Origin of the sequence: Mycobacterium sp. 236(2023) (genome assembly GCF_029623955.1) — a bacterium.
GTDB lineage: Bacteria > Actinomycetota > Actinomycetes > Mycobacteriales > Mycobacteriaceae > Mycobacterium.
Window position 1 is genome coordinate 1 of the sequence record NZ_JARSBP010000004.1, and the last position, 23,676, is coordinate 23,676.

The 23,676-nt window shown below is 66.3% G+C and carries 24 protein-coding genes and 1 tRNA gene; 10 read left to right on the forward strand and 15 right to left on the reverse strand.

Annotation, left to right across the window (positions count from 1 at the left end; genetic code table 11):
- A partial coding sequence (locus P9A17_RS17120) for an alcohol dehydrogenase catalytic domain-containing protein (protein WP_278039901.1) occupies positions 1 to 233 on the reverse strand: 233 nt, incomplete at its 3' end.
- 111 nt (positions 234 to 344) lie between these two features.
- On the opposite strand from P9A17_RS17120, the gene P9A17_RS17125 reads away from it, so the two are divergent.
- From P9A17_RS17125 to P9A17_RS17135, 3 genes are all read left to right on the forward strand, one after another.
- On the forward strand, positions 345 to 1,403 hold the full coding sequence (locus P9A17_RS17125; protein ID WP_278039902.1) for a class I SAM-dependent methyltransferase: 1,059 nt from the start codon (positions 345 to 347) through the stop codon (positions 1,401 to 1,403).
- Between the two features lie 11 nt (positions 1,404 to 1,414).
- Positions 1,415 to 2,239: a serine hydrolase domain-containing protein gene (locus P9A17_RS17130; RefSeq protein ID WP_278039903.1), complete on the forward strand. Its 825-nt coding sequence runs from the start codon at positions 1,415 to 1,417 to the stop codon at positions 2,237 to 2,239.
- 130 nt (positions 2,240 to 2,369) lie between these two features.
- Entirely contained in the window at positions 2,370 to 2,882 is a 513-nt protein-coding gene (locus P9A17_RS17135) for a DUF3145 domain-containing protein (RefSeq protein WP_278039904.1), read from the forward strand.
- 6 nt (positions 2,883 to 2,888) lie between these two features.
- On the opposite strand, the gene P9A17_RS17140 is transcribed toward P9A17_RS17135, so the two are convergent.
- Together P9A17_RS17140 and P9A17_RS17145 are read right to left on the reverse strand one after the other, a co-directional pair.
- Positions 2,889 to 3,779: a diacylglycerol kinase gene (locus P9A17_RS17140; protein ID WP_278039905.1), complete on the reverse strand. Its 891-nt coding sequence runs from the start codon at positions 3,777 to 3,779 to the stop codon at positions 2,889 to 2,891.
- Positions 3,776 to 5,356, reverse strand: a complete 1,581-nt coding sequence (locus tag P9A17_RS17145; protein WP_278040562.1) for an FAD-binding oxidoreductase — start codon at positions 5,354 to 5,356, stop codon at positions 3,776 to 3,778. Before P9A17_RS17145 ends, P9A17_RS17140 begins: the two co-directional genes overlap by 4 nt.
- A gap of 20 nt (positions 5,357 to 5,376) precedes the next feature.
- Between P9A17_RS17145 and P9A17_RS17150 the strand changes: the two genes are divergently transcribed.
- Together P9A17_RS17150 and P9A17_RS17155 are read left to right on the forward strand one after the other, a co-directional pair.
- Complete coding sequence (locus P9A17_RS17150) at positions 5,377 to 5,955, forward strand: TetR/AcrR family transcriptional regulator (RefSeq protein ID WP_278039906.1); 579 nt, start codon at positions 5,377 to 5,379, stop codon at positions 5,953 to 5,955.
- A complete protein-coding gene (locus P9A17_RS17155) occupies positions 5,952 to 7,490 on the forward strand; it encodes a glycerol-3-phosphate dehydrogenase/oxidase (protein WP_278039907.1) in 1,539 nt (512 codons plus the stop codon). The genes P9A17_RS17150 and P9A17_RS17155 overlap by 4 nt, the downstream gene beginning before the upstream one ends.
- 1 nt (position 7,491) lies before the next feature.
- Here the strand turns inward: P9A17_RS17155 and P9A17_RS17160 are convergent, their stop codons facing one another.
- The 7 genes from P9A17_RS17160 to aceE form a co-directional block, all read right to left on the reverse strand.
- Positions 7,492 to 8,922: an acyl-CoA carboxylase subunit beta gene (locus tag P9A17_RS17160; protein WP_278039908.1), complete on the reverse strand. Its 1,431-nt coding sequence runs from the start codon at positions 8,920 to 8,922 to the stop codon at positions 7,492 to 7,494.
- A 14-nt stretch (positions 8,923 to 8,936) separates the two neighbouring features.
- Positions 8,937 to 10,190, reverse strand: a complete 1,254-nt coding sequence (gene kasB, locus P9A17_RS17165; protein WP_278039909.1) for a 3-oxoacyl-ACP synthase KasB — start codon at positions 10,188 to 10,190, stop codon at positions 8,937 to 8,939.
- 48 nt (positions 10,191 to 10,238) lie between these two features.
- Positions 10,239 to 11,489, reverse strand: coding sequence for a 3-oxoacyl-ACP synthase KasA (gene kasA / locus P9A17_RS17170; protein WP_278039910.1), 1,251 nt, complete (start codon positions 11,487 to 11,489; stop codon positions 10,239 to 10,241).
- The gene (gene acpM, locus P9A17_RS17175) at positions 11,486 to 11,785 is read right to left on the reverse strand and encodes a meromycolate extension acyl carrier protein AcpM (protein WP_003933335.1); all 300 of its coding nucleotides are present in this window, start codon (positions 11,783 to 11,785) and stop codon (positions 11,486 to 11,488) included. The genes kasA and acpM overlap by 4 nt, the downstream gene beginning before the upstream one ends.
- 63 nt (positions 11,786 to 11,848) lie before the next feature.
- Positions 11,849 to 12,769, reverse strand: a complete 921-nt coding sequence (locus tag P9A17_RS17180; RefSeq protein ID WP_278040563.1) for an ACP S-malonyltransferase — start codon at positions 12,767 to 12,769, stop codon at positions 11,849 to 11,851.
- Between the two features lie 142 nt (positions 12,770 to 12,911).
- Entirely contained in the window at positions 12,912 to 14,201 is a 1,290-nt protein-coding gene (locus P9A17_RS17185) for a PucR family transcriptional regulator (RefSeq protein WP_278039911.1), read from the reverse strand.
- Positions 14,202 to 14,240: 39 nt separating this feature from the next.
- Entirely contained in the window at positions 14,241 to 17,030 is a 2,790-nt protein-coding gene (aceE, locus tag P9A17_RS17190) for a pyruvate dehydrogenase (acetyl-transferring), homodimeric type (protein WP_278039912.1), read from the reverse strand.
- A gap of 146 nt (positions 17,031 to 17,176) precedes the next feature.
- On the opposite strand from aceE, the gene P9A17_RS17195 reads away from it, so the two are divergent.
- The 5 genes from P9A17_RS17195 (at position 17,177) to P9A17_RS17215 (ending at position 19,842) form a co-directional block, all read left to right on the forward strand.
- Positions 17,177 to 17,752 (forward strand): hypothetical protein, encoded by a 576-nt coding sequence (locus P9A17_RS17195; RefSeq protein ID WP_278039913.1) that lies wholly within the window; start codon positions 17,177 to 17,179, stop codon positions 17,750 to 17,752.
- A gap of 98 nt (positions 17,753 to 17,850) precedes the next feature.
- The gene (locus P9A17_RS17200; protein WP_278039914.1) at positions 17,851 to 18,279 is read left to right on the forward strand and encodes a DUF3052 domain-containing protein; all 429 of its coding nucleotides are present in this window, start codon (positions 17,851 to 17,853) and stop codon (positions 18,277 to 18,279) included.
- Between the two features lie 2 nt (positions 18,280 to 18,281).
- On the forward strand, positions 18,282 to 18,743 hold the full coding sequence (locus P9A17_RS17205) for a peroxiredoxin (protein WP_278039915.1): 462 nt from the start codon (positions 18,282 to 18,284) through the stop codon (positions 18,741 to 18,743).
- A gap of 46 nt (positions 18,744 to 18,789) precedes the next feature.
- Positions 18,790 to 18,861: transfer RNA gene (locus P9A17_RS17210), tRNA-Val, on the forward strand.
- A 138-nt stretch (positions 18,862 to 18,999) separates the two neighbouring features.
- On the forward strand, positions 19,000 to 19,842 hold the full coding sequence (locus P9A17_RS17215; RefSeq protein WP_278039916.1) for a hypothetical protein: 843 nt from the start codon (positions 19,000 to 19,002) through the stop codon (positions 19,840 to 19,842).
- Positions 19,843 to 19,850: 8 nt separating this feature from the next.
- Here the strand turns inward: P9A17_RS17215 and P9A17_RS17220 are convergent, their stop codons facing one another.
- From P9A17_RS17220 to P9A17_RS17240, 5 genes are all read right to left on the reverse strand, one after another.
- Positions 19,851 to 21,227, reverse strand: coding sequence for a site-specific integrase (locus P9A17_RS17220; protein WP_278039917.1), 1,377 nt, complete (start codon positions 21,225 to 21,227; stop codon positions 19,851 to 19,853).
- A 121-nt stretch (positions 21,228 to 21,348) separates the two neighbouring features.
- Entirely contained in the window at positions 21,349 to 21,531 is a 183-nt protein-coding gene (locus P9A17_RS17225; RefSeq protein WP_278039918.1) for a helix-turn-helix domain-containing protein, read from the reverse strand.
- A 5-nt stretch (positions 21,532 to 21,536) separates the two neighbouring features.
- Complete coding sequence (locus tag P9A17_RS17230; protein ID WP_347403844.1) at positions 21,537 to 22,349, reverse strand: helix-turn-helix domain-containing protein; 813 nt, start codon at positions 22,347 to 22,349, stop codon at positions 21,537 to 21,539.
- 335 nt (positions 22,350 to 22,684) lie between these two features.
- A complete protein-coding gene (locus P9A17_RS17235) occupies positions 22,685 to 23,278 on the reverse strand; it encodes a hypothetical protein (protein ID WP_278039919.1) in 594 nt (197 codons plus the stop codon).
- 66 nt (positions 23,279 to 23,344) lie between these two features.
- A complete protein-coding gene (locus tag P9A17_RS17240; protein ID WP_278039920.1) occupies positions 23,345 to 23,539 on the reverse strand; it encodes a hypothetical protein in 195 nt (64 codons plus the stop codon).
- Between the last annotated feature and the right edge of the window lie 137 nt (positions 23,540 to 23,676).

Genomic DNA, 23,676 nt, shown 5'->3' on the forward strand with positions numbered 1-23,676 from the left:
TTGGTGACGCCTTCGCCGATGGTGTCGACGATGCCGGCGGCTTCGTGGCCGAGCAGGAAGGGGAATTCGTCGTTGATGCCGCCTTCGCGGTAGGTCAGGTCGGTATGGCAGACCCCGCATGCCTGGATGTCGACGATCACCTCGCCGGGGCCGGGATCGGGGATCACGATATCGACCACCTCCACCGGGGCAGCCTTACTCCGGGAGATCACACCACGCACAGTCTGAGACATGCCCCAACCCTAATGGGTCGATGCTTTGTTGGAACAGTGTCCATACGGATGTCCATCAAGCTGTCTCGGCAGACTATTTTCTGGACAACGTGGTCCGCCTACCGTGATCACATGACGACGCTTGAGGCCACCGAGGACTTCGCGCAACGCATCGCCGGCGCCATCGACGACGCCGGCGTCGCGCTGCTGCTGTCGATCGGCCACCAGACCGCACTCTTCGACACGATGGCGACATTGCCGCCCGCCACCAGCACGCAGATCGCCGACGCCGCCGGACTCAACGAGCGGTATGTGCGCGAATGGCTCGGCGGCATGGTCGCGAGCCAGATCGTGGACTACGACCCGTCTGCCCAGACGTATTCGCTTACACCGCAACGCGCCGCCGTACTGACCCGGGCAGCGGGCCCGGACAACCTGGCCCGCCTGGCGCAGTTCATCCCGCTGCTCAGCGAGGTCGAGCAGAAGGTGATCGAATGCTTCCGCCGCGGTGGCGGACTCTCGTATGCCGAGTACCCGCGCTTTCACACGCTGATGGCCGAACAGAGCGGGGAAGTGTTCGACGCCGCGCTCGTCGACGGCATCCTCCCGATGGCAGACGGCCTCCCCGAACGCCTTCGCGCCGGTGCTGACGTGGCCGACTTCGGCTGCGGCAGTGGGCACGCCGTCAATGTGATGGCTCAGGCGTTCCCGGCCAGCCGCTTCGTCGGCATCGACTTCTCCGACGAGGGATTGGGCGTCGGTGTCAGCGAGGCGCGGCGGTTGGGACTCGACAACGTGCGTTTCCAGGCTGCCGACGTCGCCAAGTACGGCGAGGCCGACACCTTCGACGTGATCACGGCGTTCGATGCCATCCACGACCAGGCCCACCCGGCCCGCGTGCTGGCCAACATCCATCGCGCCCTGCGTCCCGGAGGGACGTTCCTGATGGTCGACATCAAATCGTCGAGCCGCGTGGAGAACAACGTCGGTGTGCCGCTGGCCACCTACCTGCACACGGTGTCGACGATGCACTGCATGAGCGTGTCGCTCGGCCTCGACGGAGACGGGCTGGGCACCTGCTGGGGCCGCGAGCTCGCGGTGTCGATGCTCGCCGAGGCGGGATTCGATGACGTCGAGGTGAGGGAGATCGACTCCGATCCGATCAACTTCTATTACGTCGCCCGTAAGTAGGCTCAAGCGCGATGAGCGCTCTCGATGCACTTGACGACTGGCCGGTCCCCACTGCCGCAGCCGCGGTGGTCGGGCCTTCCGGCGTTTTGGAACGCCACGGTGACACCCGGGCACGTTTCCCGCTGGCCTCGGTGACCAAGCCGCTCGTCGCGCGGGCGGCGCAGATCGCGGTGGAGGAGGGCGCGCTCGAGCTCGACACCGAAGCGGGCCCGCCGGGCGCCACCGTTCGTCATCTCCTCGCCCATGCCGGGGGCTACGAGATGACCTCGCCGAAGGTGCTCGCCCAGCCGGGCACCCGACGGATCTACTCCAACTACGGCTTCACCGCGCTGGCCGACGTCCTCGAAGCCGAGTCGTCGATCCCGTTCACCGCCTATCTCGCCGAGTCGGTGTTCGAACCGCTCGGCATGACCGATACGGAATTCGAGGGTGGCACCGCGGCCGCCGGTTATGGCGCGACGTCGACCGTCGACGACCTGGTGGCGTTCGCGAGCGACCTGCTGGCGCCCGAGACAGTGTCCGAGCAGATGCACGCCGAGGCGACCAGCGTGCAGTTCCCGGGGCTGGACGGCGTGCTGCCGGGTTTCGGGGTGCAGCGCCCGAACGACTGGGGTCTGGGTTTCGAGATCCGTGGCAGCAAGTCTCCGCACTGGACCGGCGCGTCCAATTCGGCGCGCGCGTTCGGCCATTTCGGCCAGTCCGGGACGTTCCTGTGGGTCGATCCGGAGGCCATGCTGGCCCTCGTCGTGTTGACCGACCGCAAATTCGGGGAGTGGGCGCATTCGGTGATGCCCGCCCTGTCTGATGAAGTCCTAAGAGTGTTTAGGGCGGACTAGCGCAACATGCGCCTCACAAGGCACAATAGACCCGCAAGCCACAACTTCATTGCTATGCAGCGCTCGAATCCGTTCGGAAACCACCAGGTCGTTGGGGAAGACGTCCCTCGTGGAACCGAAGGAGTAGAGGATGCGTGCAGCGAACCAATTCGCCGACGCGACGACAGGCGTGGTGTACATCCATGCCTCGCCCGCGGCGGTGTGCCCGCATGTGGAGTGGGCGTTGTCGTCGACCCTCAACTCGAGGGCGAATCTGAAGTGGACCCCGCAGCCGGCCATGCCGGGACAGTTGCGCGCCGTCACCAACTGGGTCGGCCCCGTCGGCACCGGGGGACAGCTGGCAAACGCGCTGCGCTCGTGGTCGGTGCTCCGCTTCGAGGTGACCGAGGACCCCAGCAGCGGCGTCGACGGCAGCCGGTGGTGCCACACCCCGCAGCTCGGACTCTGGAGTGGTGCGATGAGCGCCAACGGTGACGTGATGGTCGGCGAGATGAGACTGCGGACCCTGATGGCCTCGGGTGCGGACATGCTGGCCGCCGAACTGGACACGGTGCTCGGGACGGCGTGGGACGAGGCGCTGGAGGCCTACCGTGACGGCGGCGAGGGCGCCGAGGTCAGCTGGCTGAGCAGGGGAGTCGGCTGACGTAGATTACGGCCGCAGGATCTTCAGCGCCTTCGGGACGGCCGAAACTTCGACCGGCAGCGGGCATACGTATTCGCCGTCGGCGTACGCGTTGATCCCGGGGGAGTCGACCGAGATCGTCCGCGCCCGCTTCGTCGTCACCTCGTCCAGGTCGACGTGCGTGCCCTTGAACACCGTCGGGAACAGCCGGATCAATCGCGTCCGCGACGCGGACGCGACCATCGTGGCGTCCAGCAGGCCATCCCGCGGGTCGGCGCCAGGACAGATCTTCATCCCGCCCCCGTAGCTCTTCGTGTTGCCGAACGCCGCGAGAGTCAGCTCGGTCGTGACCTCGGCACCCCCGTCGAACGACAGCCGGAACGGAAGCAGCCGAAGCTTCGAGATCTCGGCCACCATCGCCAGGTTGTAGCGCATCCGGCCATGCGGCCAGGTCATCCGGTTGGTTCGGTCGGTCACCAGGGAATCAAAGCCCGCGGCCATCACCGTGCCGAACCACCGGTCCGTGCCATCGGCGCCCGAGATGCGGCCGAGATCCACTGCGTCAGCGGTCCCGTCGACGATGACGTCGGCCGCCGCCTCGGGATCCTTGGTGGGGATGCCGAATTCACGCGCGTGGTCGTTGCCGGTACCGGCCGGGATGAGGCCCAGCGGGATGTCGGTCTGCGCGAGCACCTGCAGCGCCAGCGAGATGATGCCGTCCCCGCCGACGACGACGAGTGCGTCCATGCCCCGTTCCAGCGCGCCCTCGACGAGCTGCCGGGCATGGGCGGAGTCGCGACCCGCGATGGCGACGACATCGACACCGCGCCTGTGCAACTGCGTGATCGCGCGCTCGGCGGCGTGCGGTGCGCTGCCGTGACCCGAGGCCGGGTTGGTCAGCACCGTCACGCGTGTCATGGAATCAGCTTGCCCGGGTTCAGGATTCCCGCCGGATCGAGCGCGGCCTTGACGGCCCGAAGCACCGTGACACCGAGGTCGCCGACCTCGTCACGCATCCACGGCCGGTGGTCGGCGCCCACGGCGTGGTGGTGGGTGATCGTCGCCCCGGTGCGGACCATGGCATCGGACGCGGCGGCTTTGGCCTTGCGCCACTGCTCAATCGGGTTGCCGCGCTGTGCCGCGACGACGGTGAAGTACAGCGAAGCTCCGGTCGGGTACACGTGCGAAATGTGGCACAGGACGAGCGCTGGCGTGCCGGAATCCTCCAGCGACTTCGTCAGTGCCTCGGTGACGGCGGCTTTCAGCGCAGGAACGTTCGACCAGTTGGTCGCGGTCTCCAAGGTCTCGCACAACGCCCCGGCCGACAGCAGTGCGTCCCGCAGGTACGGCGCGTTGAACCGGCCGTGCTCCCAGGCTTCTGCGGGGCCTTCGCCCAGCGAAGTTCCGCCCTTGGCCAGCAACAGGTTCCGCGTCTCCTCGTGGCGGCTCGCAACGTGGGCTTCGGTGCCTTCGAAGGCCGTGATGGCCAGGCAACCGCCGGGGTTTGTCTGCTCGCCGATGCTCTCGGTGGTCGCGAGGTTGACCCCGGTCTCGGCTTCGTCGGAGAGCCGGATCACGGTCGGTCCGGTGCCGGTCTGCACCACCGTGCGCAGTGCGTCGGCACCCGTCGCGAAATCGGGGAACGTCCACGCTTCGTACCGGGTGGCCTCCGGCACGGGATGGATGCGGACGCGGACCCTGGTGATGATCCCGAGTGTTCCCTCGGAGCCGATCAGCAGCTGACGGAGATCCGGCCCGGCGGCCGATTCCGGCGCTCGGCCCAGATCGAGGATGCCCGCCGGGGTGACGGCGCGCAGCCCGCGCACCATGTCGTTGAACCGCCCGTAGCCGGCCGAATTCTGACCCGAGGACCGGGTCGCGGCGAAGCCGCCGATCGTGGCGAACAGGAAGCTCTGCGGGAAATGGCCCAGCGAGAATCCGCGCTCGCCGAGCAGGCGCTCTGCCTCGGGGCCCGTCAGCCCCGCGCCGAGTTCCGCCTCCCAGGAGACGTCGTCGACGGAGTGCACCTCGTCGAGCCTGCGCAGGTCCAGTGAGATGACGGCCTTGAAGTCGCCGCGCGTCGGGTCCAACCCGCCGACGACGCTGGTGCCGCCACCGAAGGGGACAACCGCGATGCTGCGGTCGGCACAGAAACGCAGGATTTCGACTATTTCTGCTTCGCTGCCGGGCACCAGCACGGCATCGGGCGCGTCCTGGACACCGAAGTCTCTGCGGCGCAACAGGTCCAGCGTGGATTTACCACCGGCTCGCAGGAGCCGGGCTCCGTCGTCGATGGCCAGGTGTTCAGGGCCGACGATCGCGCTCAGCCCATCGCGGTCCGCCTTGGACAGCGCGGACGGCCGCAGCCGGACCTGTTCACGGGTGGGCTCATCGACGCCGGTGCCGTCGATGCCGAGCGCCTGGTCGAGCAACGACCGAATCCCGGGGGAGAGCGGCTTCGCTGCTTCGGGGTCGCCCCAGGCGTTCCATTGCATCATGCGTTACAGTATTACAGATGGTGTCAATCCGTAACTCAGAGGCGAGCGTCGAGCAGCGCATTCTCGACGCCGCTGCGGCGTGCATCCTCGCCTTCGGCGTGGAGCGCACCACCATGACCGAGATCGCGCGCCGGGCCCGCGTCAGCAGGCCCACCATCTACCGTCGGTGGCCTGACATCCGCTGGGTCATCGCCGAGCTGCTCACCGTCCGGATCTCCGGTGTCCTCGAAGCCGTTCCGCACGTGGGGGTCAGCCGAGAGGACCTCGTCGACCGGGTCGTCGCGATCGCCGAACATCTCCGCGGCGACGAGATCGTCATGTCGGTGATCTTCAATGCGCCCACGCTGGCGATGGTCTACATCACCGAGCGTCTCGGCACCAGCCAGCAGCTGCTCGTCGACTCGCTCGCCATCGCGATCAAGCTGGGCCAGGACGACGGCAGTGTGCGCGAGGGTGACCCCCTCCAGATGGGCGCCATGTGCCTGCTCATCACGCAGTCGACGATCCAGTCCGCCCAGATGGTGGAGAAGATCCTCGACCGCGACGCGCTCAATGTCGAGCTCGCGCACTCGCTGAACGGATACCTGAAACCGTGAGTGGCGCAACGGCTTTGAATGCCTCTCGGCGTGCGTCCGAGCTGGCCGCGCTGGCCGACGGGGCGTCCGTCGACCTCGTCGTGATCGGCGGCGGCATCACCGGTGCGGGCATCGCGCTCGACGCCGCGACACGCGGGCTGTCGGTGGTCCTGGCCGAGAAACACGATCTGGCGTTCGGCACCAGCCGCTGGAGTTCCAAGCTCGTGCACGGAGGGCTGCGCTATCTGGCGACCGGCAACGTCGGGATCGCCCGCAGGAGCGCGGTCGAGCGCGGCATCCTGATGACCCGTAACGCGCCGCATCTGGTTCACGCGATGCCGCAGCTGGTTCCGCTGCTTCCCGAGATGAATGCCGCGTCGAGGGCGCTGGTGCGGGTGGGCTTCGCCGCGGGCGACGGCCTGCGCAGGCTCGCCGGAACTCCGGCATCCACACTGCCCCGCTCGCGGCGCGTCGACGCGGCCCACGCCGTCGCACTCGCACCGACGGTGCGCCGCGACGGTCTCGACGGTGCCCTGCTGGCCTACGACGGTCAGCTCATCGACGACGCGCGACTGGTCACGGCCGTCGCGCGCACCGCGGCGCAGAACGGTGCGCGGATCCTGACGCGCGTCGCGGCGTCGGACGCGTCTCGCGACTCCGTGACACTGACGGACACCCTCACCGGCGAATCCCTGCGAGTGTCCGCGCGCGCGGTCGTCAACGCCTGCGGCGTGTGGGCGGGAGAGGTCGACGACTCGTTGAAGTTGCGGCCCAGCCGCGGCACGCACCTGGTGTTCGACGCCGCGGCATTCGGCAATCCGACTGCGGCGCTGACGGTTCCGATCCCCGGTGAGATCAACCGGTTCGTGTTCGCGATGCCCGAACAGCTCGGCCGGGTCTATCTCGGGCTGACCGACGAGGACGCGCCCGGCCCGATTCCCGATGTCCCCGAGCCGACGCCGGCTGAGGTCACGTTCCTGCTCGACACCGTCAACACCGCCCTGAACACCGCCTTGACCACGGCTGATGTGAAGGGCTCGTATGCCGGACTGCGGCCGCTGATCGACGCCGGTGCGGGCAGAACAGCCGACGTCTCGCGCGAGCACGCCGTCACCGAGTCGCCGTCGGGCGTCATCAGCATCATCGGTGGAAAGCTGACCGAATACCGCTACATGGCCGAGGATGTCGTGAACCGCACGGTTGAGCTGCGCGGGCTCACCGCGGGCGTCTGCCGCACCCGGAACCTGCCGCTGGTCGGGGCACCGTCGAATCCCGTTGCGACACTGCGCTCGCCGGCCCCGCTGCCGGGATCGCTGGTGGCGCGGTTCGGCGCGGAAGCGCCGAACGTCATCGCCCGCGCCTCCTGCGAGCGCCCCACCGAACCGGTCGCCGACGGGATCGACGTCACGAGAGCGGAATTCGAGTACGCAGTCACCCACGAGGGTGCGCTCACGGTCGAGGACATCCTCGACCGCCGCACCCGGATCGGGCTCGTCGCAGACGACCGCGCGAAAGCAGAGGCGACGGCCGAAGAGTTGCTGGCCACCGCCCGCTAGATCACAGTGGGATGTTCTTGTGGCGGCCGCGGCGCATCGGGGCCTCCGCCAGCGCCTGGGTCACCCGCGACCGCGTGTGTGCAGGATCGATCTTCTCGTCGACCACACCGATCTCGATCGCGGAATCCACACCGCCCGCGATCCTCTCGTGCTCGACAGCCAGAGCCTCGTGCAGCGCCTCACGCTCTTCGGGTGCAGCGGCCGCCAGCTTCTTCTTGTGGAGGATGCCGACTGCGGCCTTGGCGCCCATGACGGCGACCTCGGCCTCGGGCCACGCGAACACCTTGGTGGCGTTCAGCGACCGCGAGTTCATCGCGATGTAGGCGCCGCCGTAGATCTTGCGGGTGACCAGCGTGACGCGGGGGACCGACGACTCGCCGAACGCGTGCAGCAGCTTGGCGCCGCGGCGGACCACGCCGCCCCACTCCTGATCCACGCCCGGCAGGTAGCCGGGCACGTCGACGATGACGACCAGCGGGATGCCGAACGCGTCGCAGAGGCGCACGAAACGTGCTGATTTCTCGGCGCTTTCGGAGTTCAGGCAGCCGCCCAGGCGCAGCGGGTTGTTCGCGATCACGCCGACCGTTCGACCGGCCAGCCGGCCCAGGCCGACGACAATCGAAGGTGCCCAACGCGACTGGAACTCCTCGAACGGCACGCCCTCGTCGAGCAGTGCCTCGACCAGCGGGTGCACGTCATAGGCGCGGCGAGCCGACTCGGGCAGCAGCGCCTTCAGGTCGGAGTCCTGCGCTTCGGCTTTCGCACGGTCGAAATGACCCTGCTGGCAGAACAGTCCGACCAGGCGGCGACCGCGTTCGTAGGCGTCGGCCTCGTCGTCGGCGACGATGTGGCACACGCCGGACTTCTTGTGGTGAGCTTCGGGGCCTCCCAGCGAGACCATGTCGACGTCCTCACCGGTCACGCTGCGCACGACGTCGGGGCCGGTGACGAACACCTTGCTGTCCGGGGCCATGACGATGACGTCGGTGAGTGCCGGGCCGTAGGCGGCGCCGCCCGCGGCGAAGCCGACGACGACGGAAATCTGCGGGATGTACCCCGAAGCCCGGATCATCGCCTCGAACACCAGACCGACCGCGTGCAGCGCCTTCACGCCCTCGGCGAGGCGCGCACCACCGGAATGCCAGATGCCGACGATGGGGCTCTGCTCCTCGATCGCGACGTCGTAGGCGTCGACGATGTGCTTGCAACCCTCGATGCCCATCGCGCCGCCCATGACGGTGCCGTCGGTGCAGAAGGCAACGGTGCGCACGCCGTTGACGGTGCCCGCGGCCGCGAGGACGCCGGACTTGTCGCGCTCGTGCAGCAACTCGACGCTGTCGTCGTCGAAGAAGTTGGACAGCCGCAGCAGGGGGTCGCGGGGGTCGACGGATTCGTTCACATCGGGGGCGGGGCGGTTCTCAATCGTCGTCATGGTTCTCCTGCGTCCTAGTACTTGCCGAAGGCGAGTGCGACATTGTGCCCGCCGAATCCGAACGAATTGTTGATGGCGTACTCGTAGTTGCCGGGCCGGGGAACGCCTGCGACGACGTCGAGGTCGATCTCTGGATCCAGGTTCTTCAAGTTCCGCGTCGGCGGGACGACCCCGTCGCGCAGCGCCTGCACTGTCAGTATCGACTCGACGGCGCCGACGGCGCCGACCGAGTGACCCAGTGCCGACTTGGGTGCGTATACCGCGGGGCGGTGGCCGCCCATCGCGTTGTTGATGGCCTTGCTCTCCGCCACGTCGCCGACGCTGGTGCCGGTCGCGTGTGCGTTGACATGGTCGATGTCGGTGGGCGTGAGACCGGCGAGCTGGATGGCACGCGTCATCGCGTAGCCGGCACGTTCTCCGTCGGGGTCGGGCGCCACCATGTGGAAGCCGTCGGAGGTGATGCTGGCTCCCATGAGCCGCGCCAGCGGCTTGGCGCCGCGGGCCTTGGCGTGCTCCGCGGTCTCGATGACCAGCAGAGCGCCCGCCTCACCGAAGACGAAGCCGTTACGGTCCTTGTCGAAGGGACGGCACGCGCCGGCGGGGTCGTCGTTGTTGTTCGACAACACGATGCGCATCTGGGCGAACGCCGCGATCGGCACCGCCTCGATGCGTTGCTCCACTCCACCGCAGATCGCGATGTCGGCTTCGCCGAGCACGATGTTGCGCCACGCCTGGGCGATGCCCTCCGAACCGGAGGCGCACGCCGAAACCGGGGTCACCACACCGGCTTTGGCGTGCCGCTCCAACCCGACGACCGCGGACGGGCCGTTGGGCATGTACATCTGCACGGACAGCGGGGACACGGAGCGAAGGCCCCGCTCCCGCAGTCCGTCATAGGCGAACACCAGAGCCTCGGCGCCACCGAGGCCGGTGCCGATCGAGACGAGGAGCCGCTCGGTGTCGACCTCGGGTGAACCGGCATTCTCCCAAACCCGCCGGCCCAGCACCGTGGCCATTTTCTGCACGTAGGACATGCGCCGACGTTCAACCTTGTTGAGCTCGGATTCAAAGTCCTCGTGCAGATGTCCGCCGATCTTGACCGGCAGCTGGAAATGCTCGACGAAGTCGTCGCCGAGCAGACGGATGCCGCTCTGACCGTCCAGGAGCGACTGCCAGGTGGCTTCGGCGTCGGTGGCCAGACTCGTGGTCATGGCAATGCCCGTGACCACGACGTCCGGCAAACCATTACCTGTTGTCGGCGAAGCCATACTGCGCAGCGCGTCCTTTCTGGGTGCTTCTAGGTGCTGAATGCTCTCTTAGTAACGCCCGAAGGCCAGAGCGACATTGTGTCCACCGAAACCGAACGAGTTGTTGATGGCGTACTGATAGTCGCCGTATCGAGGCTCGCCCGCGACGACATCGAGATCGATCTCGGGGTCGGGCGTCTCGTAGTTCAGTGTCGGCGGGATGACCCCGTCGCGCAGTGAGAGCACCGTCAGGATCGACTCCAGTGCTCCTACGGCACCGATGGAGTGGCCCAGAGCGGACTTCGGCGCGTACACCGCGGCGTGCTCCACTCCGGCGACCCGGATGGCGTTCGCCTCGGCGACGTCGCCGATCGAGGTCGACGTGGCGTGCGCGTTGACGTGATGGATGTCCTTGGGGGACAACCCTGCCGTCTCCATCGCCCGCTGCATCGCATAACCGGCGCGCTTGCCGTCGGCCGCCGGCGCCACCATGTGGAAGGCGTCCGACGAGATGCCCGCACCCATGAGCCGAGCCAGCGGCTTGGCGCCGCGAGCCAACGCGTGCTCCTCGGTCTCGATGACCATCAGCGCACCCGCTTCGCCGAAGACGAAGCCGTCACGGTTCTTGTCGAACGGCCGCGATGCGCCTTCTGGATCCTCGTTGCGGGTGGACATCGCGCGCATCATCGAGAACGCCGCGATGGGCAGCGCTTCGATACCGCCTTCGACGCCGCCGCAGACGGCGATGTCGGCATCACCCATGACGATCTGGCGCCAGGCGTGGGCGATGCCCTCCGAACCCGACGAGCACGCCGACACCGGGGTGATGACCCCGGCGCGGGCGCCCAGTTCCAGACCGACGACGGCAGCCGCACCGTTCGGCATGATCATCTGAACGGCGAGCGGCGACACCTTGCGGGGGCCGCCCTCGTTCATCGCGTCATAGGTCTCGACGATCTTCTCGCCACCACCGAGGCCGGTGCCGATCACGACCGAGAACCGGTCGGGATCGACCTCCGGACGCCCGATGCTGTCCCACAGCTGGTTACCGAGGTACTTCGACATCCGCTGGACGTACGACATGCGTCGCAGTTCCAGCCGGCTCATGAGGGGATCGAGGGGCTCCTTGAGGTGCCCACCGATCTTGACCGCAAGATCCCACTTCTCGACGAACTCGTCTTCGAGAATGCGGATGCCGCTCTCGCCCGCCAGCAGGCCCTTCCACGTGCTCTCGATATCCGGTGCGATCGAGGTGGTCGCCGTGACGGCGGTCACGACGACGTTAGGAAAACCGCCGTTAGCAGTGGAAGGTTTGGTCACTTGTCGCCCGTAATCTGTGCCCGGATGGCCGCGGCGGCTTCGGGGTTCTCTTCTTCGAGCTTCTGGATGTAGGCGACGACGTCACCGACGGTGCGCAGGCCCGCGAGGTCCTCGTCGGGGATCTTCACGCCGTACTTGTCCTCGGTCTGCACCGCGATCTCGACCATCGACAGCGAGTCGATGTCCAGGTCGTCGACGAAGCTCTTCTCAGGGGTCACCTCGGAGGGCTCGATACCGGTGACCTCTTCGATGATCTCCGCGAGACCCGAGATGATTTCTTCCTGGCTGGCGCCCACAATGGCTCCTTCTATTTCTTGGTTACTTCAACTGGATGTGATCGAGCTGTGGATATTTCTGGACTAGGCGCGCAGTGTCTCGGCGAGCCCGTCCAGGTCAGCGGGGGACTTGACGGCGTGCGTCGGCGTTCCCCGAAGTTCTCGTTTGGCGATTCCGGTCAGCGTCCCCGCGGGCGGGAACTCGACGATCGCCGTGACACCAAGCTCCTTCATGGACTCGGTGCACAGATCCCAGCGCACCGGCCGGATCATCTGGGCCACCAGTTTGGCCATGGCGTCAGCTCCCGACGACACGGGACGGCCGTCGGAGTTCGACAGCAGCGTGACGGACGGGTCGGCCGGATCGACGCGGTCGGCGACGCGGGTGTACTCGTCGAGCGCCGGGGCCATGTACTGGGTGTGGAACGCACCTGCGGTGGCCAGCGGACGGATCCTGGCACGTGCCGGCGGATCCTCTGCCAACTTCTCCAGGGCCGCGACGGCACCGGCGGCGACGATCTGGCCCACGGCGTTGCGGTTGGCGGGGACCAGATCGAGTGCTTCCAGTCGCGCCAGCACCTCGGCCTCGTCGCCGCCGAGAAGCGCCGACATCCCGGTGGGCTCCAGCGCGCAGGCCTTGGCCATTTCCTTACCGCGGGTCGCGGCGAGCGCGACGGCCTCGTCGGCGGAGATGACCCCCGCGACGGCGTAGGCGGCGATCTCGCCGACCGAATGCCCGGCGGCGACGATCTGCTCTTCCCCCGTGAGAACCTCGCGCTTCTTGAGTTCTTCGAATGCGAGCAGCGTGGCCGCCACGACGAGAGGCTGGGTCACCGCGGTGTCGGTGATCTCCTCAGCGGTAGCCGTGGTGCCGAGCAGCCCGAGATCCAGTCCGCTGATCTCCGACCATCCTGCGATGCGGTCGGCCGCACCCGGCAGCTCCAGCCACTCGGCGAGCATGCCGGGGGTCTGCGAGCCCTGTCCGGGCGCAAGGAATGCGAGCACAGTCTTGTCGGGCACTTCTTAAGAGAACCTTATGAAGGAGGATTTTCGCGGTGTAAGAGATTATGAACCTCGTCTTAGGTTTTTGTGGGGAGCCCACAAATTTGCATGTGATGCGACGTCACCGAGACCTCGCCGCAACATCTCAACCCCGGAGTTCGTCCGTCGATGTGACCGAAGCAACACCGGTGAGCTGCCCCGATCTTGATGTCGCAGGCGTCGATAAGCTGACGTGCCGGTTCAATCTGCCCACCGAGGACGCCACCCGCAGCACATAGGCATCGCGCGGAACGGTGGGATCTCGGCCGGTGAAGTCGGCGATCCGCTTCAGGCGGTACCGGACAGTATTTGGATGAACGAACAATTTGCGTGCGCAAGCCTCGATCGCGCCACCTGAGTCGAGGTAGGCGTCGAGGGTCTCCATCAGGGCCGGACCGGCGTCCGCCAGAGGCCGCATCACGTCCGCGTCGAGGGCCTCGGCTGCGGTGACGTCGCCGAGGAGCGCGCGTTCCGGGAGCAACTCGCGTGCCGCGACGGGGCGCGGCGCACCCGCCCAGCCTGCGACCGCATTCATGCCTGCGATGGCCTCGCTGGCGCTGCGATGCGCAGCGGTGAGCGTCGGCGCGGTGGGCCCGATAACGACCGGCCCGTCGGCGAACACCCTCATCAGCTCGGCCAGGAAGCGGTCCGTCGGCGACAGTCCTCCCGACACGACGGTGACCAGCCAGGTGCCGTGCACGTCGGACAGCGCGGCACGCCCGTTGCGGCTGGCCAGTTCGTGGACGTCCTCACCGACGAAATCGACCCGATCAGGACGCGGCAGCCCGACGATGACGGTCGCCGGCGCCGTCGCATCCCAGTTCAGCGCCGCCGCCTGGGACTGCAGCTCGGGCCCTGTGTCGCCGCGCACGACCGAGTCGACCAGATTCGCCTCCATCCTGGTGTCCCACGCGCCGCGCGCTTCGGCCTGATCGGCGTAGGCGGTGGCAGCCGCGAACGCCAGATCCCGGCTGTAGCGCAGAATCCCGGCCGTGAGCGCGGTCAGCTGCTCTTCGGAACGGGCCAGCAGCGGCACCACTTCCTCACAGAACTCCATCGTCACGCGCACCATCTCGACCGATTGCCGCAGCGCGATGCGCCGGCGCAGATCCTGCGGCACCACCTCGAACGCCTGGGCGGTGTAGCTGACGTCGCTCTGCGGATTGCGCATCCACTCGACGAAGTTCACCACCGCCGTCTGCACGACGAGCTGCACGCTGGCCCGCTGCGATGCCTCCAGGTCGGCGAAGAACGGCAGCCGTTCACCCATGACCTGGACCGCTTCGGTGGCCAGCCGGCCCGAGTACTGCTTGATCCTGCGCAGCACGGAGTCGGGGACCACCTCCAGCACCTCGACGGTCGACTTCGGCGGGATGAACCGATTGTTGTCGGACATCCCTAAAATCTACGCCTGGTTTTGTGCGAACCCTCCAGGTCAGGCGACGCCCGGATCAGACGTCTGTTCCGGTGCCGCCATCACGTCGTCGATCTCGTACTTGCGCGCAGCCTCGACGGCCACCGAGATGTCGATGTTGCCGTCGCGGGCAAGCCCTTCGAGGACGGCGACGACGATCGACTCGGCGTCGGTGTTGTAATAGCGCCGCGCCGCCGGACGGGTGTCGGAGAAGCCGAACCCGTCCGTGCCGAGCGTGACGTAGGTGCCGGGCACCCAGGGCCGGATCTGTTCGGGCACACCCCGCATCCAGTCAGACACCGCCACCACGGGTCCGGTCGCGTCCGCCAGTACCTGGGTGATGTACGGGGTGGCGGTGGGCCGGTCCGGGTAGCGCAGCTTCTCCTTCTCGATGGCCACCCCGTCGCGGTTGAGTTCGCCCCAGCTGGTCACCGACCACACGTCGGCGGCCACATCCCACTCCTGGGAGAGCATCTCGGCGGCCTTCAGCGCTGAGGGCATGGCGACGCCGGACACCAGGATCTGGGCCGTGTTCGACTTCGTCTCCGGAGCCGCCTGGTAGCGGTAGATACCCCGCAACAGCCCCTCGACGTCGATGCCTTCCGGCTCGGCGGGCTGCACGTACGGCTCGTTGTAGATCGTCATGTAGAAGTAGACGTTCTCGGGGTTCTCCCCGTACATCCGGGCCAGGCCGCTCTCGATGATGTAGGCGATCTCGTAGGCGAACGCCGGGTCGTACGCCACGACGGCCGGGTTGGTCGCCGCCAGCAGCAGCGAATGGCCGTCGGCGTGCTGCAGACCCTCACCGACCAGCGTGGTGCGCCCGGCTGTTGCGCCCAGCACGAAACCGCGGGCCATCTGATCGGCCGCGGCCCACAGCCCGTCGCCGGTGCGCTGGAACCCGAACATCGAATAGAAGATGTAGATCGGGATCATCGGCTCGTTGTGCGTGGCGTAGGACGTGCCCACCGCGGTGAACGACGATGTCGATCCAGCTTCGTTGATGCCCTCGTGCAGGATCTGGCCGACCTCGGATTCCTTGTACGCCAGCATCAGCTCCGCATCCACGGCCGTGTACAGCTGGCCGTTGCGGTTGTAGATCTTCAGGCTGGGGAACCACGAGTCCATCCCGAACGTGCGCGCCTCATCGGGGATGATCGGCACGATGCGCGAGCCGATGTTCTTGTCCCGCAACAGTTCCTTGAAGGTACGGACCGTCGCCATGGTCGTGGCGACCTCCTGCTTGCCCGACCCCTTCTTCAACGCCTTGTAAGTGTCGCGGCCCGGCAGCGTCAGCGCCTTGGTCTTGGTGCGCCGCTCGGGCAGGAACCCGCCGAGGGCGCGGCGACGATCGAGCATGTAGCGGATCTCGGGAGCCTCCGGGCCGGGGTGGTAGTACGGCGGCAGATACGGATCGTTTTCCAGCTGCTCATCGGAGAGCGGGATGCGCTGGGCGTCACGGAAATCCTTGAGGTCTTGCAGCGCAAGCTTTTTCATCTGGTGCGTGGCGTTGCGGCCCTCGAAATGCTTACCCAGCGTGTAGCCCTTGATGGTCTTGGCCAGGATCACCGTCGGCTGACCCTTGTGCTCCATCGCCGCGTGGTAGGCGGCGTACACCTTGCGGTAGTCGTGGCCGCCGCGCTTGAGGTTCCAGATCTCCAAATCCGTCATCGGCTCGACGAGCGCCTTAGTGCGCGGGTCGCGCCCGAAGAAGTGATCGCGCACGTAACTGCCGTCGTTGGCCTTGTAGGTCTGGTAGTCACCGTCGGGGGTGGTGTTCATCAGGTTCACCAGCGCACCGTCACGGTCGGCGTGCAGCAGGGTGTCCCACTCACGTCCCCACACCACCTTGATGACGTTCCAGCCCGCGCCGCGGAAGAACGACTCCAACTCCTGGATGATCTTGCCGTTGCCGCGCACCGGGCCGTCGAGGCGCTGCAGGTTGCAGTTCACGACGAACGTCAGGTTGTCCAGGCCCTCATTGGCGCCCACCTGGATCAGGCCCCGGCTCTCGGGCTCGTCCATCTCGCCGTCGCCGAGGAACGCCCACACATGCTGCTTGGAGGTGTCCTTGATGCCGCGGTCGTGCAGGTAGTGGTTGAACCGCGCCTGGTAGATCGCGTTCATCGGGCCCAGCCCCATCGACACCGTGGGGAACTCCCAGAAGTCGGGCATCAGGCGCGGGTGCGGGTAGGACGGCAATCCGCCGCCGGGATGGGAATGCTCCTGGCGGAATCCGTCCAACTGGTCGGCCGTCAGGCGGCCCTCGAGGAACGCGCGGGCATACACGCCGGGGGAGGCGTGGCCCTGAATGAAGATCTGATCACCACCGCCGGGATGGGACTTGCCGCGGAAGAAGTGGTTGAAGCCGACCTCGTACAGCGCTGCCGACGACGCATACGTCGAAATGTGGCCGCCCACACCGACTCCCGGGCGCTGCGCGCGGTGCACCATGATCGCGGCATTCCAGCGGATCCAGGCGCGGTAGCGGCGCTCGACGTCCTCGTCGCCGGGGAACCACGGCTCCAACTCCGTCGGAATCGTGTTCACGTAGTCGGTGGACGTGAGTGCGGGGATCGCGACGCGCTGCTCACTGGCGCGTTCGAGGAGGCGCAGCATGAGGTAGCGCGCCCGCGCCGGTCCGGACCGCTCAACCAACTGGTCGAACGACTCCAGCCATTCGGCGGTCTCCTCGGAATCGATGTCGGGCAGGTACGACGCGACGCCTTCCCGGATCACCCGGACGCGATCGTGATCGCTTGTGCTGCTGGAGTTTTGGGCCAGGTCCTGGCGCACGAACTCGGTGGTCAACTTCCGCTCCTTGTTAGGCGGTGGAAAATACGCGCACGCTTGGGCTCAGCGGGTTACTTCACATTCGGCGTGCGACTTCCATCCTTGTCTAATCCTGCCGGATACGCACTAGCGGGTGGGCCCGGACCCGGTAACGTCTGCAGACTGTGCTGATGGGGTGGCCGAGCGCCCGTGTGCGGCTCGCCGCGGCTGTTGCAGGCACGTTCGCTGCGCTGGCGATGGTTGTCGTCGGGTGCACGAATGTCACCGACGGTGACGCCTCGGTGGCTCCGGGGGATGCGCCGCTGTATCGCGCGTCCGTGACCGCGTCCATCGAAGAGTCGGCGGCCAGCTCAAGTGCCCGCGAGTCTGAACGGCAGGCCACGCTCACCGTAGAGGCGGTGCGGACGTCGTGCGAGGCGATGAGCTCCAGCAGTGCGGAGGCCATCGGCGCCGTCAACAGCTACGTCGATGCCTTCAACACCAACCCCGCCGACGCCTTGCGGGCCGCCGGCCCGGCCGTGGATGCCCTCAACCACAGCGCGGACCTGGTCGCAGGCAGCATCTCCGACCCACTGACCCCGGAGTTGCGGGACTCGCTCAACGCGTGGGTGGATGCCGCTCGCGGGGTTGCGACGGCGATCGCCGGGAACTACGGAACAGACGACTTCAACGACGCGATCGCCCGGCTGAACGACGCCAAGACCACCGCTTTGGACCGCTGCGACGCGGCATACCGATAAACCTGCCGCTAGATGGCTTGCTGTATGGCGTGGGCATGCGACGATAGATCAATGACCGGGCGCAGAGTGCGCCCGGTTGAATTGAAGGAGGACTGACCGTGGTGTCGGCGGGTGACTCCCCGAACTACGCCCAAAAGCTGGGCATCCAAAAAAACCAGGTTGTGCAGGAGTTGGGCTGGGACGACGACACCGACGACGACATCCGGTTCGCCATCGAGGACGAGAGCGGCGCCGACCTGCTCGACGAAGACGCCGATGAGGTCGTCGACGTGGTGCTGCTGTGGTGGCGCGACACCGACGGTGACCTCGTGGACACGCTGATGGACGCCATCACGCCGTTGGCCGAGGACGGCGTCATCTGGGTCGTCACTCCCAAGACCGGCAAACCCGGCCATGTGCAGCCCGCCGAGATCGCCGAGTCGGCGCCGACGGCCGGGCTGATGCAGACCTCGTCGGCCAACCTGGGGGACTGGATCGCGAGCCGCCTGGTGCAACCGAAGGCCAAGGCCATCACGAAGCAGCGGTAGCAGTGCTCGGGGTCGGTGACATCGCGCCGGACTTCACCCTCAAGGACCAGAACAACCAGCTGGTGACGCTGTCTGGTTTTCGCGGTGCCAAGGATGTCGTGCTGGTCTTCTTCCCCCTCGCCTTCACCGGGATCTGCCAGCGCGAGCTCGACGAGATCAGGGATCATCTCGGTGATTTCGTCAACGACGAGACGGCGACGCTGACGATCTCGGTGGGGCCGTCGCCCACCCACAAGGTCTGGGCCACCGATCGGGGATACACGTTCCCCGTGCTGTCGGACTTCTGGCCGCACGGCGCGGTCAGCCAGGCCTACGGCGTGTTCAACGAGGCTTCCGGTTTCGCGAACCGCGGCACCTTCGTCATCGACCGGTCCGGTGTGGTGCGGTTCGCCGAATGCAAGGAGCCGGGCGAGCCCCGCGATCAGGCCGGCTGGACGGCGGCACTGGCCGCGCTGAGGGGCTGAACGAATTTCCGAATGGGCAGCCAATGCAGGTAACCTGCCCGGGATCGGGCGCGTAGCTCAGGGGTAGAGCTCTGGTTTTACACACCAGCGGTCGGCGGTTCGAAACCGTCCGCGCCCACCGATGTCTTTGCAGGTCCAATTCCGTACTCCTGATACTTCTCACTCCCGCAAAGCCCCCCACTGTGCCAAGAGCGTGCCAACTGCCCGGGGGGCGTTCCTACTCTGCATGTGGGCGCTGAGACCTACCGTCGTAGGTATGGCCGCCCTACGGCAGCGAGACAACGACACCGCTGTGGTGGCCGACTTCGTTCGCCGCCTTCGGCGCGTCGCACTGCACCCGCTCGCTCTAGACGAAGCGGTAGGTGAGGAACAGCCGATGCCGGGCGACCTCCTTCGGAAACTGATGCGAGTGCCAGTCGAGGCCGAGGTGCGCAGCGACGGCACCGCCACACTGCGAACCCGGTTGCCGGACGAGGTCCAGTTCGAGTCGCTGGCCACCCGCGTGCGCGCGTTCACCCTGGCGTCAGACCGTCTCTTCTGGGTGAAGGCCCTCGATGCCCTTGATCGCTTGACGAATATGGATGACCCGACGCTAAGCGCCTCGTCACGAGACATTCGGGAAGAGTGGACTGAGGCGACCGACCGCACTTCGCACACGCGTGCGTTTTGGAGTAGCTATGTCGCTGGCGAGGACGGTGAGGCCGGGCGGGGCCGGTTTACAGACGTCGACCTTGCTTATGCGTGGCTCTATCAGGACGTTGCGCATGGCGACGAAGTCAGCACGGGCTACTTCGACGTCACTGAGCGTTATCGGGCCGCAGTGGGCGTGTTCTCGCACATAGCGGTCGTCGCTATCGAGACGTTGCATTACATCAACGCGCTTGTCGAGCTCGACGAGATCGCGCTGCCAGTAGGCACTTTCAGCGATCCTGTGGCAGTTCGTGTGACGGAGTTTGTGGTAGAAGGCGCGCTCTACGAGGCCGAGGTGGGGGCGTATATCGGCGATGCGGCTGATGGAGGACCGGTGCCGCCACACTTCCGTCCGGCGTACGACTTCATTCACGAATTGCGTCAGCAGACCGACAACGAGACTGAATAACCCCGGTCCTACGTGGATCGCGACCGGCCGAGCAGGGCATCGCCCGCTGCCGCCAGCGCGTCGTCGTAAACGTGTCCGTAGACCCGCAGCGTGATGGCCGGGTCATGACCCAGCCACTTGGCCGTTGCAGATGGTGTGGTCCCGCTGTCCAGCAGCATGGTGGCCGCGGTGTGCCGGACGTCGTGCAGGCGGATCGCCGGCACTCCAGCGGCGTTCGCCTGCCGAGTGAACTCGAAGGAGTAGGTTTCCGGCCGAATGGGGGAGCCGTCGGCGTTGAGTGCGACCAGGCCGGTATCGGGGTGCCCCGCGCCGTGCGCAAGCCGTTCCTCGGCCTGCTGAATCTTCAGCGCTTTCAGCGCGACCATTACGTCGCTGGGCATGGGCAGCGCGCGTCGGGACCGCTTCGACTTCGGGTCGCCGGTTACCGTGCCTGCACCAGCGACGACCACGCGGCCCTGGGCCACCGACACGGTGCCCGCAGCGAAATCGCAATCGGACCAACGCAGCCCCAGTACCTCCGACCGGCGTAGCCCTGCCAGTGTCAGCAGCCAGCAGGCTAATAGTCGATCGTCGCGCACATGGTCGCGGAACTTCGCCGCTTGTTCGGGCGTCCAGGTAGCCATCTCGTGGTGCTCTACTGCCGGGCGCTTGACCATCCGCGCGACATTGCGGGCCACGAGGCCTTGCTTCATTGCATCGTCCAGAGCCGACGACAGCACCACCAACATGGTGACCACGGTGCGGGCACTGACTCCGCCCGACACGCTGGGGCGTTCCGGATCGGCTGAGCTGGCGGCTTGGTAGCGCCCACGGCCGGGCCGCAACACCTCTCCGGCGGCGACCAGCCGGTCCAGTGCTTTGATGCCGGGATTGCCCAGCGCGGCCTGAATGTCGCTGTACTGCAGGCCGTCAGCGTGCTGCCGGAGGAGCGTCAAGACCTCCGCGGCGCGGCGCCCGCGCTTGTCCCGCTGGGCCACCGGTGCACCACTGAGCCGTACCGTCACCAGGCCGTCGATGTCAGCCGTCCTCAAGTGTTGCAGGGGGATTGCGCCCAGGTGGTCGATCACCGGTTTGAGCGAATATCGGTACCCTGCGAGGGTGTTAGGCCGAACGTCGCGGCGGCCGTCGAGCCATTCGGTCAAGAATTCGGCCGCTGTGACCTGATGACGTTTGACGAATGTGCCCGCGGCAGCCTCCGTGCTGATGCGTCGGTACTCGCGTCTGGCTTCGGCCAGGGTGGAGTAGGTGAAGCGTTGCCGGTCGCGGCTACCGTCGGGGCGGGTACCGACGTCAGTCTGAAATGTGTAGGCGACCCTGCCATTACGGGCAACCTTGCGGGAGATGGGTTCGGCGCGGCGTGTGCGTCGTTGCGGCTCTTCATTCATTGTTGGCGTCACTGCTCATCGCTTAGTCCTTTGGAATGGCGGTGGCCTAGGTCGATCTTGCACCGTAAGCATTGCTGGGCGGCCCGCTAGGTGCGTCCGCCCTCGGATGCGCGCTGAGGGGTCAGGCAGCCACGAAGTCACGCAGTTCCGCGGTTACGACGTACACGCGGCCGCCAAGTCGCCGAGACGGGAGCTCGCCTGTGGCCACAAGCCGGTAGGCCGAGGCGCGACTTATTCCCAGGATGGCGGCAGCACGCGGGACCGCGAGCAGTAGCGGCAATTGGTCGAAAACGCTGTTCTCCATTTGTATTACTCCTCAGTTGTTTGAAATCTTGAGATATGCGGCTTGGTCGACTGAGACTGCGATTGGGGACTGCAGCGAGGACAGAATTGCACTGCGTCCGTGCCGTCAGGGAGTGTGATGCTGATGGTTCGTGAACGATCGTCTCCACATTCCCCGCACCACGGCGCGCGACTCCGATTCGACGCCGTGGGTGGGTGGGGGAGTTCGGCAAGTCGGCGGGTCAGAACCGCGGCGGCATTCCGGACACCGCCTGGGTTCTGCGATAAATGAGCCTGCAGACTCGGCATTGTCCATCCCGATGCCAGGGCACGCTCGACTGCAGGTGAAAGTCGCACTACATCTTGATGACTGAGCCGCCACGGATTCGGCAGGTGTCGCAACAGTTTTGTCGGTTCGGATGGGGGTTCTATTGGGGGATTAAAGGCGTCCTGTTGCTGGACCCTCGGGGGGTCCGAATGGTGGACCCCCCCGGTCTTGCGCCGAGACGGCCCCCGTCCGGGATCTGGACCCGGGTGATCAGGATCTTGACCGGCCAACACGTGTGGCGCCTGCGGATGATTCAGGAAATATCGGCTGGGACGCTGCGCCCCGGACTCGTGATACTGGGCGACTCGCGTGATGAGCCCTGCCTTCTCGAGCATATTGAGCGCGTTGAGGACAGTGCTCCTTCCAGCTCCCGATTCCGCCGCGAGCGTCTTGACTGAGGGGAAGCAGGAGAATCGCTCGTCGGCTTTGTTGGCAAGGAGGATAAGGATGAGCTTCATCGTCGGTGTGCCGATGTCACTATCAGTTGCCCAGTCAAGGGCTTTCCAGCTCATAGGCCGTTAGGGGTCGGAGCTGAGGCGCGCGCAAAAGTGGCTTGTACGGCAGGGCTGCGACGAGCACGAGGCGTTGATCGAATCGACTGTTTCCGACGATCGAGCCGCGTCTCTCGCAGGTGACCTTGCATGGGGCGTAACGTATGTCGACGCTTGAGCCTCAGTCCAACACCTGAGCCACATTCGGCTCATATTCGTCGTCTGTCTTCACTCGTCTTCAATTCTGCGACGATTTTTACAGGTGATCGTTCAGAGTGTTGCGCTTACGCCAGATGCTGGCTGCGGCGTGGGCCCTCGACTCCGTATGTGACGGAGGCTTTGCGTGGTGTCAGCGGCTAGCCGTCGCCAAGACTTTCGTTAGCCACTTGGGTCTGGGGTTTCCCGCGAGGCGCTTCCCAAGCTTCGATCTCTTCGAGAGGCAAGGGTTCATCGAAGTCAGCCGGGACAACTATGTCGATCCGCTGACTGAACTGGCGCGGCGGAGTGGACCGACTTTCGACGCCGCTGTTGTCTTCCGCCATAGTTGAAGGATAAGCCGCGTGGTTCCTGACGGGAGCGTCGATGAATTTGGCAACAGCGCGCGAGCCTGAGTAAAGGGCAGGCAAGATTTGTAGATGCCTCAGATCAGCCCTAGCGGTGAGTCCGCCGACATCTTGCTGTCGTTGCCTATCGAATTGAAAGATCGAATGGTCAACACTATTGCGTGGACGCGGCCCTACACCGGGATAGGTCACCAGCAGCGGTTCATTCGAAAGGCGATCGCTGACCTGTGCGACCGCCTCGAAGACGAATTCAACGCGGGCGAGGCGTTCGACCCTGTAGCCACCCCTGCTGAATGACATCCGCCACGCCTTGCCCTGCAAACACTGGGTGATGGTCCGCGCTCGATTGACCTTGCGCTCGACGCGCTTCAGCGCGGCGATCGGCACATCGCGCTCGACGAAGACGGCGACCCCCGGCCTGATCTAAATGCGGGCGCGACCTCGCGGGCCCGCTCAGGCCTCCTCGGCGCGGCCCTCCCACATGTCCAACTCCGTCTCGGAGAGTGGGTTGTCGAAGTCATCTCGGACCGCAAGGTCGGGCAGTTGACCGAAACGACGCGGGGAAGTCGGGACATCCAGCGCGCCAGAAGCGGCTCGCTCACGCAGTAGTGCGACACGCCCAGGCTGCTGGCCTCCAATCGGGCCCATCTACCTGCGGGTACGGTGAATGGAGTGCCGTTAGTGCGCCCAAAATCCATTTAGCGCCAGCACGTTCCCCAGACTTCTTCATCCCGCGTAGCCCGATACGGGCACGCTTGGCCGCACAGATGCGTAAGCACGACTGT